The sequence below is a fragment of the Rhodococcus sp. S3 genome (genome assembly GCF_058211795.1).
The window spans coordinates 1,820,476-1,836,612 of sequence record NZ_CM177074.1 but is presented as its reverse complement, the minus strand read 5'-3'; the positions used below and the strand labels follow the sequence as shown (position 1 = coordinate 1,836,612).

General features: G+C 69.1%; 10 protein-coding genes and 1 tRNA gene. 7 read left to right on the top strand and 4 right to left on the bottom strand.

The annotated features are described in order from the left end of the window. Window positions 1–13: 13 nt before the first annotated feature. On the bottom strand, window positions 14–9,325 hold the full coding sequence (locus AC0LPE_RS08560) for a fatty acid synthase subunit beta domain-containing protein (protein WP_490606022.1): 9,312 nt from the start codon (window positions 9,323–9,325) through the stop codon (window positions 14–16). A gap of 414 nt (window positions 9,326–9,739) precedes the next feature. On the opposite strand from AC0LPE_RS08560, the gene AC0LPE_RS08555 reads away from it, so the two are divergent. The 5 genes from AC0LPE_RS08555 to AC0LPE_RS08535 all read left to right on the top strand — a co-directional run bounded on the left by AC0LPE_RS08555 (window position 9,740) and on the right by AC0LPE_RS08535 (window position 11,726). Next, window positions 9,740–10,270 (top strand): HNH endonuclease signature motif containing protein, encoded by a 531-nt coding sequence (locus tag AC0LPE_RS08555; RefSeq protein ID WP_490606329.1) that lies wholly within the window; start codon window positions 9,740–9,742, stop codon window positions 10,268–10,270. Continuing rightward, window positions 10,267–10,764 (top strand): HNH endonuclease signature motif containing protein, encoded by a 498-nt coding sequence (locus AC0LPE_RS08550; protein WP_080968379.1) that lies wholly within the window; start codon window positions 10,267–10,269, stop codon window positions 10,762–10,764. Before AC0LPE_RS08555 ends, AC0LPE_RS08550 begins: the two co-directional genes overlap by 4 nt. A 17-nt stretch (window positions 10,765–10,781) precedes the next feature. Beyond that, window positions 10,782–10,866 (top strand) — tRNA-Leu (locus AC0LPE_RS08545). Window positions 10,867–10,935: 69 nt separating this feature from the next. Next, window positions 10,936–11,352 carry a hypothetical protein gene (locus AC0LPE_RS08540; protein WP_024100522.1) on the top strand — a complete coding sequence of 139 codons (417 nt, stop codon included), beginning with the start codon at window positions 10,936–10,938 and terminating at the stop codon, window positions 11,350–11,352. Further along, window positions 11,349–11,726 (top strand): DUF3817 domain-containing protein, encoded by a 378-nt coding sequence (locus AC0LPE_RS08535; RefSeq protein ID WP_016934294.1) that lies wholly within the window; start codon window positions 11,349–11,351, stop codon window positions 11,724–11,726. The genes AC0LPE_RS08540 and AC0LPE_RS08535 overlap by 4 nt, the downstream gene beginning before the upstream one ends. Before the next feature lie 78 nt (window positions 11,727–11,804). On the opposite strand, the gene AC0LPE_RS08530 is transcribed toward AC0LPE_RS08535, so the two are convergent. The 3 genes from AC0LPE_RS08530 to AC0LPE_RS08520 form a co-directional block, all read right to left on the bottom strand. After that, window positions 11,805–12,245, bottom strand: a complete 441-nt coding sequence (locus AC0LPE_RS08530) for a response regulator (RefSeq protein ID WP_016693400.1) — start codon at window positions 12,243–12,245, stop codon at window positions 11,805–11,807. Then, entirely contained in the window at window positions 12,242–13,807 is a 1,566-nt protein-coding gene (locus tag AC0LPE_RS08525; RefSeq protein ID WP_490606328.1) for a sensor histidine kinase, read from the bottom strand. The genes AC0LPE_RS08530 and AC0LPE_RS08525 overlap by 4 nt, the downstream gene beginning before the upstream one ends. A 70-nt stretch (window positions 13,808–13,877) precedes the next feature. Next, window positions 13,878–15,062: a PP2C family protein-serine/threonine phosphatase gene (locus tag AC0LPE_RS08520; protein ID WP_229568301.1), complete on the bottom strand. Its 1,185-nt coding sequence runs from the start codon at window positions 15,060–15,062 to the stop codon at window positions 13,878–13,880. A gap of 158 nt (window positions 15,063–15,220) precedes the next feature. Here AC0LPE_RS08520 and AC0LPE_RS08515 point away from each other — a divergent pair, with 158 nt between their 5' ends. Next, window positions 15,221–15,595: an STAS domain-containing protein gene (locus AC0LPE_RS08515; RefSeq protein ID WP_172414886.1), complete on the top strand. Its 375-nt coding sequence runs from the start codon at window positions 15,221–15,223 to the stop codon at window positions 15,593–15,595. A 55-nt stretch (window positions 15,596–15,650) separates the two neighbouring features. Continuing rightward, window positions 15,651–16,118 (top strand): ATP-binding protein, encoded by a 468-nt coding sequence (locus AC0LPE_RS08510; protein WP_088897419.1) that lies wholly within the window; start codon window positions 15,651–15,653, stop codon window positions 16,116–16,118. The last annotated feature ends 19 nt before the right edge of the window (window positions 16,119–16,137 follow it).

Sequence of the window (16,137 nt, the reverse complement as noted above, 5' to 3'; positions counted from 1 at the left end):
CCGAGACCCGCGCCTACTTGCAGCCGGGCAGACCGGAGCGGTACACGTCGTCCTCACCGAGGCGGGCCTCCGGCGAGAGCAGCACGTCCGCCTCGAGCTGACGCGAGGCCGGTGCCGGCACGCTGTCGCCGCCGAGGCGACGATCCGCGGGCCGCTGGTAGAGCGACGCTCCACCGGTCATCGCGTCCACCAGGCGACGCTTGCCGGCCACGGTGCGCTCGGCAGCCTTTGCCAGGTAGGCCTCCCGGCGCTCGGCCGGGATCGCCTCGACGAACGCCTGCGGGTGGACCACCGCGATCAGACCCGACACGTGCCCGAAGCCGAGGCTCGTGAGCAGACCCGCCTTGAGCGGAAGCTGCTCGCCGAACCGGATCGGGGTACGCGGCCACACGAGGTGCTCGAACTCCGCCATCTTCTCGTCGACACAGTCGAGGCTGCGGTTCGGCGGAACCACACCCTGCGCGAGGACCTGGCACAGGCCGATCAGCTGGAAGGCGGCGGCGCCGCCCTTGGCGTGACCGGTCAGCGACTTCTGCGAGACCACGAACATCGGGTTGCCCTCGCTGCGGCCCAGCGCAGCGGCCAGACGCTCGTGCAGCTCGGCCTCGTTCGGGTCGTTCGCAGCGGTCGAGGTGTCGTGCTTGGAGATCACCGCGATGTCGTCGGCCGTGAGACCGAGCTTGCGCAGTTCCTTCGCCAGACCCGACTCGCGTCCACCGCGACCCGCACCGAGCGCACCGATGCCGGGCGCCGGGATCGAGGTGTGCACACCGTCGGCGAACGATCCGGCCCAGGCGACCACACCGAGCACCGGCAGGCCCATCTCGAGCGCGACATCGCCGCGGGCGAGCAGGATCGTGCCGCCACCTGCCGACTCGACGAAGCCACCGCGACGACGGTCGTTGGCGCGGGAGAAGCGACGATCGCTGATGCCCTTGGCCTGCATGTCCTCCGACTTGGCGGTCGCGGACATGTCACCGAAGCCGACGATGCCCTCGATACCGAGATCGTCGAAGCCACCGGCAACGACCAGATCGGCCTTACCGAGCTTGATCTTGTCCACGCCCTCCTCGACGGAGACCGCAGCCGTGGCGCACGCCGCGACCGGGTGCACCATCGCGCCGTAGCCACCGACGTACGACTGGACGACATGCGCGGCGATGACGTTCGGCAGGGCCTCCTGCAGGATGTCGTTCGCCCGCGACTCGCCGAGCAGCGTGTCGATGTACAGCGACCGCATCGAGGACATGCCACCCATGCCGGTGCCCTGCGTGTTGGCGACCATCGACGGGTGCACCCAGCGGAGCAGCTCGGACGGGGTGAAGCCACCGGTGAGGAAGGCGTCGACCGTGCTGACGATGTTCCACAGGCCCACCCGGTCCACCGAGTCCGCCATGTCGGCGGGGATGCCCCACTTGGTGACGTCGAAGCCGGTCGGGATCTGGCCGCCGACCGTGCGGGTCAGCTTCGCCTTGCGCGGCACGCGGATCTCGGTGCCGGCCTTGCGGGTGACCGTCCAGTCGCCCGACTCGGCGTCGACCGACGCGACCGTGTTCTCCGGATCGGAGTCGACGAACGCGCGGGCCTCGGCCTCGGAACCGACGACGAAGGACAGGTCCTTGTCGAGGAAGACCGAGGTGAGCAACGGAGCCGTGTTGTCGATCATCGCGCCGTCGTCGCCGTAGCGGCGGATGCCGCAACGCTCGACCACCGCGTCGTGGTAGCGGTCGGCGATCTCCGCCTCGGGCACCAGTTCACCGGTCTCGGTGTCGTAGAAGCCCGGCTTGGGATCGTTCTCCCAGCCGATCAGTCCCGTGACCCAGGCGAGCTCGAGCACACCGGCGGCCGACAGTTCCTCGTCGACCTCCATCTCGAAGCGGGTGCGAGCGGAGCCGTAGGGGCCGAGCTCACCGGCACCGACGATGACGACCGTGTCGGCGAGGTCGGCGGTGACCGGGCCCCACTCGGGGGTCGGCAGCGCCTCGGCGCGCGGAGGCTCGGGCAGCGCCGCGATGGTCGCGGTGTCGTCCTCGTCCGCCTCGACGGCGTCGGCCGCGTCCTGTGCCTGCTTCGCGAGCGCCGGCAGGTCGACGTCCACCTCGGACAGTCCGCCGGTGAGGTCCGCGACGAGCGGAGCCTCGGCGGCGAGACGCGTGGCCTCCGGTCCGACCAGCTTCAGCAGCTCGCCGGCCATCTCGTCGGTCGACCAGGTGCGGACACCAGCAGCCTCGACGGCCTCGACCAGCGGGTCGTTGCCGCCCATCAGACCCGTGCCACGCACCCAGCCGATGAGAGCGTGGGCGAGGGTGACGCGCTCGGCCCAGGTGCGCTCGGCGCTCCAGCGGTTGATGATCGCGTCGAGTGCGGCCTTGGCCTCACCGTAGGCACCGTCGCCACCGAACTTGCCGCGGTTCGGCGAACCGGGCAGCACGACGTGCAGGTGGGTGTCGACGTCGCGGTCGTACCCGATCTGCGACAGTCCGGCGATCAGTCGCTCGACCGACCACAGCAGCACCCGCATCTCCATCTCGGCGCGCGCACCGGCGTCGGCGAGCGAGCCCGCCACGCGCGGCGCGGCGAACGGGAAGAGCAGCGTCGGGGTGAGCGCGTCCTTGATCAGCTTCTTGGCGCCACCGGCGACCTCGACGGTCTCGGTGCCGATCCACTCGATCAGGGCGTCGACGTCGCTGTAGGACGCCATGTTCGCGGGAACCACCCACAGTGCGGCACCGGCGCGAGCGTTGCGTGCGTACAGCTCCTTGTAGAAGCCCAGACGGCTGTCGTTCAGCGAGGAGGTGGTGACGACGACCGTCGCACCGCCGGCGAGCAGCTTCGCGGCGACGGCTGCGCCGATACCGCCCTTGCTGGCGCCGGTGACCACGGCGACCTCGTCCGCGTACTCGGCACCCTCGGTGACGACGGCGGTCTCGGCGATCGCGGCGTAGGTCTGCGCGAGCTCCGTACGACCGGCCTCGGTGGCCTTGCGGCCCCAGAACTCGGCGTGCGCAGCCACGGTCCGACCCGCACCGGTGAAGCGCTCGACGTCGAAGCCGTTCGAATCCCCCGTCGCTCCGCTCGCCCCTTCCCCGAGCCAGACGCGGGCCAGGTCCTCACGGGCGGTGGCCCAGCGGTCGTCGATCAGGACGGCCTTGCGCTCGTCGAATGCCGGAGCGACCAGACGCGGCCAGTCGGAGCCGAGCTCGGCGGAGACCAGGTCGACGAGTTCGTCGTCGGCCTTGTCGGCCAGACCCGAGACCTGCTCGGTGTGGCCGAGCTGCTCGAGCACGAGGCGGGCGGCGCCGGCGAGCACCCCGTCGCGACCGGTGATCTGCTCGGCGAACTCGCCGAGGGCAGCGGCGTCGACCGTCGCTCCCCCGCCGCCACCGGCGGACGGCATCGACACGGCGATTCCGCGACGCGAGGCCACCGACTGCACGGCGGCGTCGATCAGCTTGTCGACCGAAGCGGCATCCGCGAGGGCACCGTCGGTCAGGCCGCCCAGGTCACCACCGCGGACGGACGAACCGTCGCGGCTACCGAGAGCAGCTTCGGCGGTGACGTGCGACGCCCAGCCCTCGCCGAGACCCCACACCTTGGTGACGCGGTCGGCGACGTAGGCGGGACGCTTGCCCGACGGACCGAACACCTTGCGCAGATGGTCGTTGATCGAGTCCGACAGCACCGGGCCGAAGGGGCGGTAGGTGCGGGCGAGACGGTCGACCGTGCCGGCGAGGGCACCCATGTCGGCGTCGGCGGCACCGTCGATCGCGCCGAGCGAGAGCTCGGAACCGAGGTCGACGAGCAGCTGATTGCGGCGCGAGGACACGCCGTCGCACAGCGCCTCGATGGTGTCGGCGGGGCCGATCTGGTCCGGGCGCAGCTTCGTCCACAGGGCGATGAGCACCTTGGTGGCGTCGGCGGCCTTGAACGCGATGTCGTCCGGGGTCGGTCCACCGGCCGGCGCAGCGGGAGCCGCGGCAGGCGCCGGGGCCGCAGCAGCGGCGGGAGCAGCCTCGGCGGCCGGTGCGGCCGGCTCGTCGTCCTCGACCGGAGCGGGATCGGTGTCGGTCGAGTACACGATCGACGCCTCGCGCTCGATGTTGAGCACCTCGACGGGCTGACCGAAACGACCGGGCAGCTTCAGCGTCTGCGACGCGAGGTTCGCGACGGTGGGCGCGCCACCGAGGCCGACCTCGACGAACCGCTCGACACCGAGACCACCGTCGGCCTCGTCGGCGAACAGCAGGTCCTGCGTCTCGATCCAGCGCACCGGCGACGCGAACTGCCAGGCCAGCAGCTCGGCGAGCACCACGCGGGTGAGCTCGACCGGCTTGGCCGACCAGCTGTCGAAGTCCGCGAGGACATCGGCGAGCGGCTGCGACGGCACCAGGTCGGCGATCTCCTGGATGAACTCGCGACCCAGGTTGAACGGCCTGGGTACGAGGTTCGGGATGTACCGGCCGATGAGGATGTTCGGGTCGATCTCCTGCGGCAGCAGGGCGAGCAGGCGCTCGCGGAAGTCGTCGACACCGCCGCGCAGCACGGTCGAGTGGAACGGCACGTCGATGCCCGGAACCAGGATGAACGCGCGCTTGCCACCGAACTCGGCGACCTTGCGCTCGATCACGGACTCGAGGGCTTCGAGGCCGGCGACCGTACCGGCGATCGCGTACTGCGATCCGCGCAGGTTGAGGTTGACGATCTCCAGGAATTCCCCGGTCTCCTCGGCGACACCGGCGACGAAGGCCTGCAGGTCCGCATCGTCCACACCGAACTGCGACGGCCGGATCGCGGCCATGCGGTAGTTCGAGCGGCCGTGCTCGTCGCGCGGCACGAGGGCGTGCATCGCGGAGCCGCGCTGGAAGACCACCTCGAGGACGGCCTCGAGCGGCAGCACACCGGCGACCGCGGCGAGAGCGTTGTACTCACCCACCGAGTGACCGGCCAGGAAGGCGTCGTCGACGAACGCACCGGCCTCTTTGAGCTCGGCGATCTGCGCGACACCGAGGGTCGCCATCGCGACCTGGGTGAACTGCGTCAGGTGCAGCACGCCGTCGGGGTGCTTGTGGGTGACGCCGCGGGCCTTGAGGACCGTCGGGTTGTCGCGGACCACGGCCAGGATCGAGAAGCCGAGCGCCTCGCGGGTGTGCTTGTCGGCGCGCTCCCAGATCCCGCGGGCGGCCTTCGAGCGGGCACGGGCGTCGAGGCCCATGCCGGGACGCTGGATGCCCTGGCCCGGGAAGGCGTAGACGGTCTTCGGGGCGGCGATACGGCCGGTCGCGACCATCACCAGATCACCGTCGACGCGGCAGCCGACCTCGACGACCTCGGCACCACCGTCGGTGGCGATGCGGTCGACGCGCACGTCGATCCTCGCGCCCGGACGGACCATGCCCAGGAAGCGGGCGGTCCACGCCGTCAGGCGACGGACCGGCAGCTTCGCGTCCTGCTCGATCGCGGTGACGACCTGCTGGGCCGCGGCCGACAGCCACATGCCGTGGACGATCGGGCTTCCGAGACCGGCGAGCAGCGCGGCGTTGTCGGAGGTGTGGATCGGGTTGTGGTCGCCGGAGACCTTCGCGAAGGCGCTCATGTCGGTCGGCGCGACGATCACGGCGTCGCGGCGGCGACGACGCGGGGTGTCGGTGACGGCCTCGGTGAGAGCGCCACCGGCGCGGACCGGATCGGCGAGATCGGCGGTGCCGGTGCGGCCGCGGATCGCGAACCGCTCGGCCAGGGTGGCGACCACGCGGTCGCCCGAGCCGTCACCGCTGTCGGCGGTGATGACCACGTCGACCTCGACGACACGACCCAGGTCGGTGTCGGAGACACCGGTGACCTCGGCCTTGACACCCAGGAAGGCGGGATCGGTGGGCAGACCGTTCTTCACGTCGATCGCGTGGTCCAGGTGGACCAGGTCGAGCATGCCCTCGATGACCGAGAGATCGGTCTCGGTGCGGGCGGCGCCGAGCGCGGCGAAGACGGCCGGCCAGCAGGCACCGACGAGCACATCGGGCACACCGTTGCCGCTCGGCGTCAGGGTCGCGGGCAGACCCGAACCGGTGACACCGGCATGGTCGGCGATCTTCTCCGGCAGCCAGCCGAGGGTGATGCGGGCAGCGCCCTTCTTGACCTCGGGCAGTTCCTGACCGGCGGCGACACCGAGCAGAGCGGACATCGACGCATCGGCGTCGGCCTCGGTGACGACGGGCGCGCCACCGGAGACGACCGAGCCGGGCACGGTCAGGCGGATCTCGACGGCCTTGTCGCGCACCAGCGGAACCCGCAGGCCGACACGCTCGTCGTCGAGGATCGTCAGGGTCGCACCCGTCGGGGCGTGCGAGGCAGCGGTCTCCGACTCGACGGTCCACTCGTCCAGATCACCGAGACGGTGGATCGGATTGCGGGTCTGGCGGCCCGCCCACGAGACGTCCGGCGAGGACAGCACGGCGTCGAGCAGACCCGGCGCGATGTCGCGGTGGCGACGCGCGGCGAGCTCCACCGGCTCCGCACCCTCGGCGACGAGTTCGTCGGCCGTGGCCTTCTCGAAGCGGTCGAGGAGTTCACCGACCGGCTCGTCGACGCGGGTGATGCCGGCGACGGCGACGGTGCCGGGGATGACGCAGACCTGGTCGGCGGAGTAACGCGGATCGTGGGCCTGCCACAGCGAATCCGAACGCCACCAGCGACGCACGTCCTGGTCGACGACCGGCACGAAGTTCACGGGCTTACCGGGCGTGCGGCACAGCGACACGAAGAACGGCACGTCGGCAGGGTGCAGCACGACGTCGCCCGCGTCGGGGTACTGCGCGAGCAGCGACTTGATCGCGGCGTACGGGCGCTCGAGCACCGCGTCGTCGTCGAACAGCGTCGGGATCGGGCCCCGGCAGACGGGGTGCAGACGGGCTTCGGCGCGCTGCAGCATGTCGCGGAAACGCTCACGCCACGACACGTCCAGCCACGGGCTGGTGTGCGCCTCGGCGAGGACGTCCGCGAGATCGGTGCCGCAATCGAACTCGGCACCGTTGTCCGCGCCGACGGCCAACTCGAGGTAGCGCTCGAGCCACTGCAGGTAGGTCATGGTGTCGAGGTCACCGAAGTACGGCTTCGCCGTTCCGTTCAGGGCCTCGATGATCTCGTCGCGGCGTGCTGCCACGGCGTCGACGTCACCGGCGACCTCGTCGAGCAGGCGACCCGTGCGCGATGCGGCATTGTCGATCTCGTGGATGTCGGCACCGAGCTGGCTGCGGCCGGAGGCCATACCACCGGTTGCGGTGCCGGCGGCGACCCAGTCGGGGGTGCCGGGAGTGTCGGCGAGAAGCTGCTTGACCTCGGGAGCCGTCGTGGCCTCGAGGGTCGCCATCGCGGCGGTGCCGACGAGGATGCCGTCGAGCGGCATGGCCGGGAAGCCGTAGACGGTCGACCAGCGACCGGTCAGGTACTCGGCCGCCTTCTCCGGCGTACCGATGCCACCACCGACGCACAGCACCAGGTTCGGGCGCGTACGCAGCTCGGCGTAGGTGTCGAGGAGCAGGTCGTCGAGGTCCTCCCACGAGTGGTGACCACCGGCGCGGCCGCCCTCGATGTGGGCGATGACCGGGTAGTCCGGGACCTCGTTGGCGATGCGGATCACCGAACGGATCTGCGCGACCGTGCCCGGCTTGAAGGCGACGTGCTCGATGCCTGCCTCACGCAGGTCGGAGATGATCTGCACGGCCTCGTCGAGCTCCGGGATACCGGCGGTGACGACGACACCGTCGAAGGGCGCACCCGCCGCGCGGGCCTTGGGCACGAGGCGCTTGCCGCCGACGTGCAGCTTCCACAGGTAGGGGTCCAGGAACATCGAGTTGAACTGGACGGCGCGACCCGGCTCCAGCAGCTCGGTGAGCTCGGCGACGTGGTCGGCGAAAATCTGCTCGGTGACCTGGCCGCCACCGGCGAGCTCGGCCCAGTGTCCGGCGTTCGCGGCCGCGGCGACGATCTTCGGATCGACGGTCGTGGGGGTCATGCCCGCGAGCAGGATCGGCGAGCGGCCCGTCAGGCGGGTGAAGGCCGTCTCGACGGCGATGCGGCCGTCGGGCAGCGCGACCGGCTTCGGAGCGAACTCCGACCAGGCACGCGGAACCTCGGGCTCGGCGCCCGGGGTGAGGAGGTTGCGCTGACCGCCGCGGGTCGCGGCGGCGATGATGCCGACGCCCTGACCACGCAGGCCCGAGCTGGTCATGCGGGTGAGGAGCTCGCCCGGACCGAGGTCGAGGATCCACGAGGCGCCGGACGCGACGGCGGAGTCGACCTGCTCGACCCAGTCGATCGGGGAGACGAGGATGGCCTGCGCCAGGCTGCGCGCGAGCTCGGCGTCGAGCTCGCAACGGGCGGCCCAGTCGGCGACCTGGTCCACGGCGTCCGCGAAGGCAGGGTGATGGAAGCCGACCTCGGCCGCGACGGGCTCGAAGGTCGGGGAGAACACGGCGCCACCGCGCTTCTTGGCCTCGCGCTCGCGGGTCTCCGCGGCGGAGATCTGCTCGCAGCGCTGCTGCACGCGCTCGAGGGCGGCGGGCGGGCCCGACAGCACGACACGACGACGGGCGTTACGGATGGCGACGACGGCGCTGCGCTCGGGATCCTGGCCCTCGAAGACCTCCGCGACGATCGCGCGCAGGCGCTCGGGGTCGACGTTGGCGACGGCGAGCATCGGGTTATTGCCGGCGCCGGAGATCAGGCCGCGGCGGCGACCGACGAGGGTCGCGGCGGCACCGATGAGCTGGGCGATGGCGAGGATCTCGGCGTCCTTGCGGCCGGCGGCGGCGACGGACTCGACGGCGAGGACGCCCTGCGAGTGGCCGATGACCGCGCTCGGCGCGACGGAGTCGACGTCGAGGCCCTGGTTCGCGAGCGCGCGCAGCGCGGCGACCTGGGTGAGGAAGACGCCGGGAAGCGACACGGCGGCAGAGGTGAGAGCTGCTTCGGAGGGGCCGGCGGGCGCGTCGTCCTCGTCGGCGAGTTCGGCCTCGAGGATCCACGCGACGGGGTCGAAGCCCGTCGGGCGGACCACGACGAGGTCGCTCGCGACCGGGGCGAGGTGCGCGGTGGCGCGGTTGACCAGGTCGGTGAGGACCGGTTCGAGTCCGTTGTCGCGGCTGAGCTCCTCGAGCGAGGTGAGCCAGGGGGCACCCTGGCCGCCGAATGCGAGCGCGTAGGGCTCACCCGCGAGGAGCTTGTCGACCAGGGCACGGGCCGGAGCGGCTGCCGTGGACCGATCGGTGGTGCGTCGTGATGCCTTCGAGTTCCGTCCGTTGTCGCCTGGTGTGGTCTCGTCGATCGTCACGCGTGTGGTTCCTCTCCTGAACACCCCGGCGTCGAGGCTTCGTATGTCAGCGCTGCGCGCCGGTGTGCTGCTGGACTAGTGGTCCGCTGTTCGGGCACGCCCAGGTTCGCACAAAATCATGAGGGGTTCCTCATGTTTTGTTTCGCGCAGTTTGCCCAGCACCTCCCCCACCAGTGATTTCCCTCACATGCCCGCTCGAAAGTAACTGGTCGGTAACCCGAATCACTCCTGGCTGCGCCGATGCCTGGACGTCCATGAACCCGAGGAATCCCTCACGTTTTTCGTTATCAAATCGTTACCTATTGACGGGCGTCGCGGATCGTGCATCGCAAGATCGAAAACGTGTCGGACCCCCGCGATAGCTTTTCGAGCGAATCGAACAAATATTCGATAGGGGGCACGGTGGGGAGAAGGGTGAAGTACACGCGGGAGGTTCTCGAGGAGGCAGTCGCGAAGGCGACCAGCGTCGCGGGCGTGTTGAGGCAATTCGGATTACGGGAAGACGGCGGCAACCATGCCAACATCAGCCGACGAATCAAGCTCTACGGAATCGACAGGTCCCACTTCCGGGGTATGGCCCACCAGAAGGGGATACCGCCTCGGAACCGCCTGCACTGGTCGGAGGTGCTCACGGTCTCACCGGCCGGCTCCAACCGCAGAGAAGCTGCCCGCCTCAGACGAGCGCTCATCGAATTCGGGCGGTCGCACAGGTGCGAGAACTGCGGCACCGGTCCGGAATGGCAGAAATCGCCGCTCGCACTGCACGTCGACCACATCGACGGCAATCCGAACGATTCCCGTCCGGAGAACCTCCGCTTCCTGTGCCCCAACTGCCACAGCCAGACACCCACCTGGGGCAGGAGGATCCGACACAACCGACCGATCCGAGCTCTCGACGCGGCTCCAGCCGAGTCGAGCATCGAGGTGGAAGCGGGGGCACGGTGACGCGACCGGTCAAGTACACGAAGGAGATGCTCGAAGAGGCAGTTCGCAGCTGCGTCAACTTCGCCGACGTCATGCGGTACTTCGGTCTCAAACCCAACGGAGGACATCACACGCATCTGACCCGCAGGATCCGGGCACTCGGTATCGATACGTCCCACTTCACCGGCCGCCCTCCCGTTCAGGGTGGACCTGTGGTGAAGCGGCACTGGACCACGATCCTGGTCGAGACACCGGCAGGCTCGCCACGAACCAAACCTCATCTGCTGCGTCGGGCTCTCATCGAGTCCGGTCGCCCACACGAATGCGAAGGTTGCGGCACGGAGCCATATTGGTACGGCCGGCCGTTGGTCTTCCACGTCGACCACATCGACGGAAATCCCAACGATTCGAGACCCGACAACGTCCGGTTTCTGTGCCCCAACTGCCACACCCAGACACCGACCTGGGCCGGGCGGCGCCGCTTCACCTTCCGTAGGGAAGAGCCGTCCTCGTGACGTATTGTGTCCGTGACGCGCGAGTGGCGGAACGGCAGACGCGCTGCGCTTAGGACGCAGTGTCCATAGGACGTGGGGGTTCGAGTCCCCCCTCGCGCACCACGTGACCTCACCCACGGTGCACCGACCGGTCTTGGCAGGTCGGTGCACCGTTCGGGTACCGTCGAGGGCGTGTCCGAGCATCGCCCTCCCCGCCGGTTGGCCCTGATCATCCTGGTTCTGGTGGCCGCGGCCGGATGCCTCGGCCTCGGTTACTGGCAGTGGGTCCGGTTCGAAGCGGTCGGCGGCACCTACCAGAATCTCGGCTACGCCCTCCAGTGGCCCGCCTTCGCCTTCTTCTGCGTCTACGCATACCGGCGCTTCGTCCGCCTCGAGGCCGAGGAGCAGGAAGCCGAGAGCACCGGCGGACGACGCCCGTCCGAGCCGGACGAGCCCACCGAGATCCCCGAGGATCTTCTTCCCACCCGTCCGCGCACGCTCGCCGAGGCACGCGAGCAGGAGGCCGCGGATCCCGACGCACAACAGATCAACGAGTACAACGAGTACCTCGCGCAGCTCGCGCGCAGGTCCGATAGGAGCGCTCAGTGAGCACGACCCCCGAGCAGGCGTCCGGCCAGGCCACCACGCCGCGCGTCGTCAGTGACGCCGACCGGAAGAAGATCCGGTCCGCTCTGCTGCGTTACCGCGTGCTCGCCTACGCGACCGGTATCTGGCTGCTGATCCTCACCGGTGAGATGGTCGCCAAGTACATCATCGGTGTCGAGAACGTGCCGGCCTGGATCGCGATCGTGCACGGCTGGGTGTACGCGGTGTACCTGGTCCTCACCTTCGACCTGTCGATCAAGGTGCGCTGGCCGATCGCCCGGACGGTGTGGACGCTCCTGGCGGGCACCATCCCGTTCCTGTCCTTCTTCGTCGAGCACAAGCGCACCCAGCAGGTGAAGGCCGACTTCGGCGTCTGAGCCGGCAACCTCCTCGAACACGAATCGGGCGGATCCTTCGACAGGATCCGCCCGATGTCGTCTGTAGACCACGCGCGCTCAGCGTCGTGGCAGGCGCACCACCTGGACGAAGAACTCGTCGATCTGGCGCACCGCGCGGATGAACTGGTCGAGGTCGACCGGCTTCGTCACGTACGCGTTGGCGTGCAGCTTGTAGCTGCGGAGGATGTCCTCTTCCGCTGCCGAGGTGGTGAGGACGACGACGGGGATGTCGGTGAGGTCGGTGTCGGACTTGACCTGTTCGAGGACCTGCCGTCCGTCGTACTTGGGCAGGTTCAGGTCGAGGAGGATCAGGTCGGGCCGAGGGGCGTTCTCGTACTCCCCGCGCCGGTAGAGGAAGTCGAGTGCTTCCTCGCCGTCGCGGACCACGTGAAGGGTGTTTCCGATCTTGTTGTCCTCGAACGCTTCGCGCGTCATCAATTCGTCGCCGGGGTCGTCCTCGACGAGGAGGACGTCGATCGGCCGCCCGGAAACGCTCATGCAGATGCCCCTTTCAGAGCGACTTCGGTTGCAGACATGTCGTCGCCTGCCTTGGGAATCGTAAAGCAGAACCGACTGCCCTCCCGATACTGCGGGTCGAGCCAGATCTCTCCACCGTGGTATTCGACGATCTTGCGGCAGATCGCGAGGCCGATGCCGGTGCCGGTGTACACGTCCCGGCCGTGCAGTCTCTGGAAGATCACGAAGACCTTGTCGGCGAACTCCTCGGCGATACCGATGCCGTTGTCCTGCACGGAGAATCGCCAGAACTCGTCGTCCCCGTCGACGATCTCCTCGCAGTCGACACGGATCTCCACGGGCCGGTCTTCTTGGCGGAACTTGATCGCGTTTCCGATCAGGTTCTGCCACAACATGATCATCAGTGTGGGATCGCCCACGATCGTCGGCAGCGACTCGGGCCGGGCGATCCTCGCGCCGGATTCCTCGACCGCCTGGGAGATGTTCGTCAGGGCCGCGTCGAGGGTCACGTCCAGTTCGGTGCGGACGTGCGCGTCGCTGACGCGTCCGACGCGGGAGAAGGTCAGCAGGTCGTTGATGAGCACCTGCATCCGCTTGGCACCGTCGACCGCGAAGGCGATGTACTGGGTGCCGCGTTCGTCGAGCTTGTCGCCGTAGCGCTTCTCGAGCAGCTGGCAGAACGACGCGACCTTGCGGAGCGGCTCCTGCAGGTCGTGCGAGGCGACGTAGGCGAACTGTTCGAGTTCGGAGTTCGAGCGTCGCAGTTCCGTCGCCTGGTTCTCGAGTTGCTCCTCGCGGTCGTGCGCGACCTGCAGTTCGCGCACGATGCGCTCACGCATGTCCTCGACGTCGCGGCCCAGCGCATAGATGTCGGCGGGGCCCTGCGGCTCGATCTCGCGCTCGAAGTTCTGCCCCGCGACGACGCTGCGCGAGGCCTGCCGCAGGCGTTGGATCGGCCGGACCACGATCGCCCGGAGCAGGATTGCCAGGCCCACACCGGTGAGGAGGAAGACCACGACCATGCCGGCGAGGATGCGATCGCGCGTGATCCGCGTGTCCTCGAGCGTGGCGATGCCGTCCTCTCGGGCCTGCGTGAGGTCGGCGTTCTGGACGGCGAACGCGGCCCGGATCCGGTCGAAGGCGTCCCGTCCCGCTGCGACGACGGCGGGGTCGACGAACTGCGGCTGCCCCGGCACGACCGTGGAGATGAGCGGCTGGGCGTACACGCGCCGCCATTCCGCCGCGTGTGCCTCGATCGCGTCGAGGTCCGCCATGAGATCCTCCTCGTCGCCGACGAGGGCGCGCAACTCGGCGGCCGCGGCCTCCTCCTCGCGCCGCCCCTCCTCGTAGGGCATGAGGAAATCGGGATCGGCGGCGAGGATGTAGCCCCGCGCGCCCGTCTCCTGATTGATCAGTGCCGATTGCAACCGGTACGCCTCGACGCGGGCGGGCTGGATGCGGTCGCGCACGTAATTGGAGTACTCCGTCGTCTCCCGGAGGAAGTGACTGCCGACCACGGTGCCGACGACCACCAACACACCCATCACGCCGAGTACGAGCAGGAACCATGCCTGGACCGTCATCCTGCGAGACGGAGGGCGACGCACGTCCCCCGCCTCCGCCGTTGCGTCGCTGTTCGTCATGCGGTGGTGATCACTTCCTGTTCCATTGCACGTGGACGACTGCCACGTCGTCGGACAGCCCTCCCCTACTGTCCGCGAGTTTCTCGGCACCGTCGATCAGCGAGTCGGTGAACTCGGCAGCCGGCAGATGGGCGCGTTCGCGCGCGAGCTCGAGGAGTCCTTCCTCACCGAGTCGTTCCGGGCCGTCGCCGCGATGACCCTCGAACAATCCGTCGGTGAACAGCACGATCGCGCCGTCCTCGGGCAGGTCGAGCTTGTGGACGGGCCAGGTGGCCACTCCCGGCAGCAGGCCGAGAGCCGGACCACCGGGCGCTTCGACCCAGTCGATGGTTCCGCCGTGGCGGAGCAACAGCCCGGGATGACCGGCCCGCATGACCTCGACGGTGCTGCGGTCGGCACACATCGTGAGGTTCGTCATCGACGCGAAGAAGCGGCTCTCGGTGCGCTCCGCGACGAGGATCTCCTCGAGCTGGTGCAGGCGGCGGGGACCGTCGACCCCGCTGAGCACGAGCGTGCGCCACGCGATGCGCAACCCGACGCCGAGGGCTGCCTCGTCGGGACCGTGACCGGAGACGTCGCCGATGAGGACGTGGACGGTGCCGTCGCCGGTCTGCACGACGTCATAGAAGTCGCCGCCGAGAAGAGCCGACGACCGGCCGGGTCGGTAACGGGCGACGACGTCGAAGTCCTGCCCGTCGTGCAGGAGCGGCGACGGGAGCAGGCCGCGTTCGAGTCGGGCGTTCTCCTGCGCGTGAAGCTGACTCGCCTGGAGTTCCGCCGCCGCGATCTCGGTCTGCTTTCGCTGGATGGCGTAGCGGACGGCGCGGCCGAACAGATCGGGTTCGACGCGTCCCTTGACGAGATAGTCCTGGGCGCCCACGGACAGCGCGGCGAGGCCGGTCTGTTCCTCCGCGAGGCCGGTGAGGACGACGATGGGGACGGAATCGGTGATTTCCTGGATACGGGCGACGGCTTCGAGGCCGCTCGCATCGGGCAGGTGGAGGTCGAGAAGTACGCAATCGGGAGCCGATGTGGCGAGTTCGTCGCGGGCCTGCGCGAGTGTCTGCACCCACACGACGGTCATCTCGGGGGCACTGTCGACGACGAGTTCCTCCACGATGAGCGCGTCACCCGGATCGTCCTCGATGAGGAGCAACGACGGTGGTTCGACCGACTCGCTCTGCGCTCGGTGCATGTCCACTCGGCGCCCCTCCCTCCCTGCTCGAAAGGGAACATTACAGACTCGACGACAGCATGGTCACAGGGTGGTCACGGCGGGTCGCGGCCGCGGCCGATGGACCGTTGTGTGCATCTATCGGCACGATCTTGCATGATGGCAAGGTGAACGATCCCATGACCGCGCATCCGCATATGACTCTTTCCACGACCCGCAACGGCTCCGTGGCCGTGCTGTCCGCCAACGGCGAAGTCGACATGACGAGTGCCCCGCTCCTCGAGCAGGAAGCCCTCGCGCTCCTCGACTCCGACATCTCCGGACTGATCGTCGACCTCAGCGGGGTTGATTTCCTCGCTTCGATGGGTATCGCTCTGTTGGTCGAGTTGTCCAAGCGAGCCGCCGACAGCACCGGTTTCGCCGTCGTGGCACACGGCAGTGCCACGGCACGCCCGCTCGAACTCCTCGGCCTCGGAGAGGTCCTGGCGATCCATCCGAAGCTCGACGACGCGCTCGTCGGCCTCGGTGCCTCGCCGGAAGGCGTCTCCGAGTAGACCGCCGTACCCGACGAACCGAGGAGCCATGTCGTCTGCGCCCGAGGAGTCAGCCTTGCTCTTTCCCGACGAGATCCGTTCGTCGGGTGTGCACGCCGACCCGACCGAGATTGCGGGCCTGCGGGTCGTCACGAGGCGGTGGCTGGCGAAGCTTCCCCTCAGCGAGGACCAACGACAGGACATACTGCTCGCGAGCTACGAAGCGCTCGCGAATGCCGTCGAGCACGCCTATGCGCCGGACGATGCGCACGGGACGCTCGACTACGAGGCGACGTATCTGCCCGACGAGGGTGAGGTGGTCGTGCGGGTCGTCGACCACGGCTCCTGGCACGACGCCGTCGACAGCGATGCCCGACGTTCACGCGGTCACGGGCTGACGCTGATCCGCAATCTGGCCAGCGACGTCCAGGTCTCGGCCGGCCCGAAGGGCACGGTGGTCGAGATGCGCTGGATCCTCGACGAGACGGACGGGGCAGAGGACGACAGGGCGGAGGACGAACTCTCGTCCCACGACGCGAGCTGATCTGCGCGGTAGGCACGCG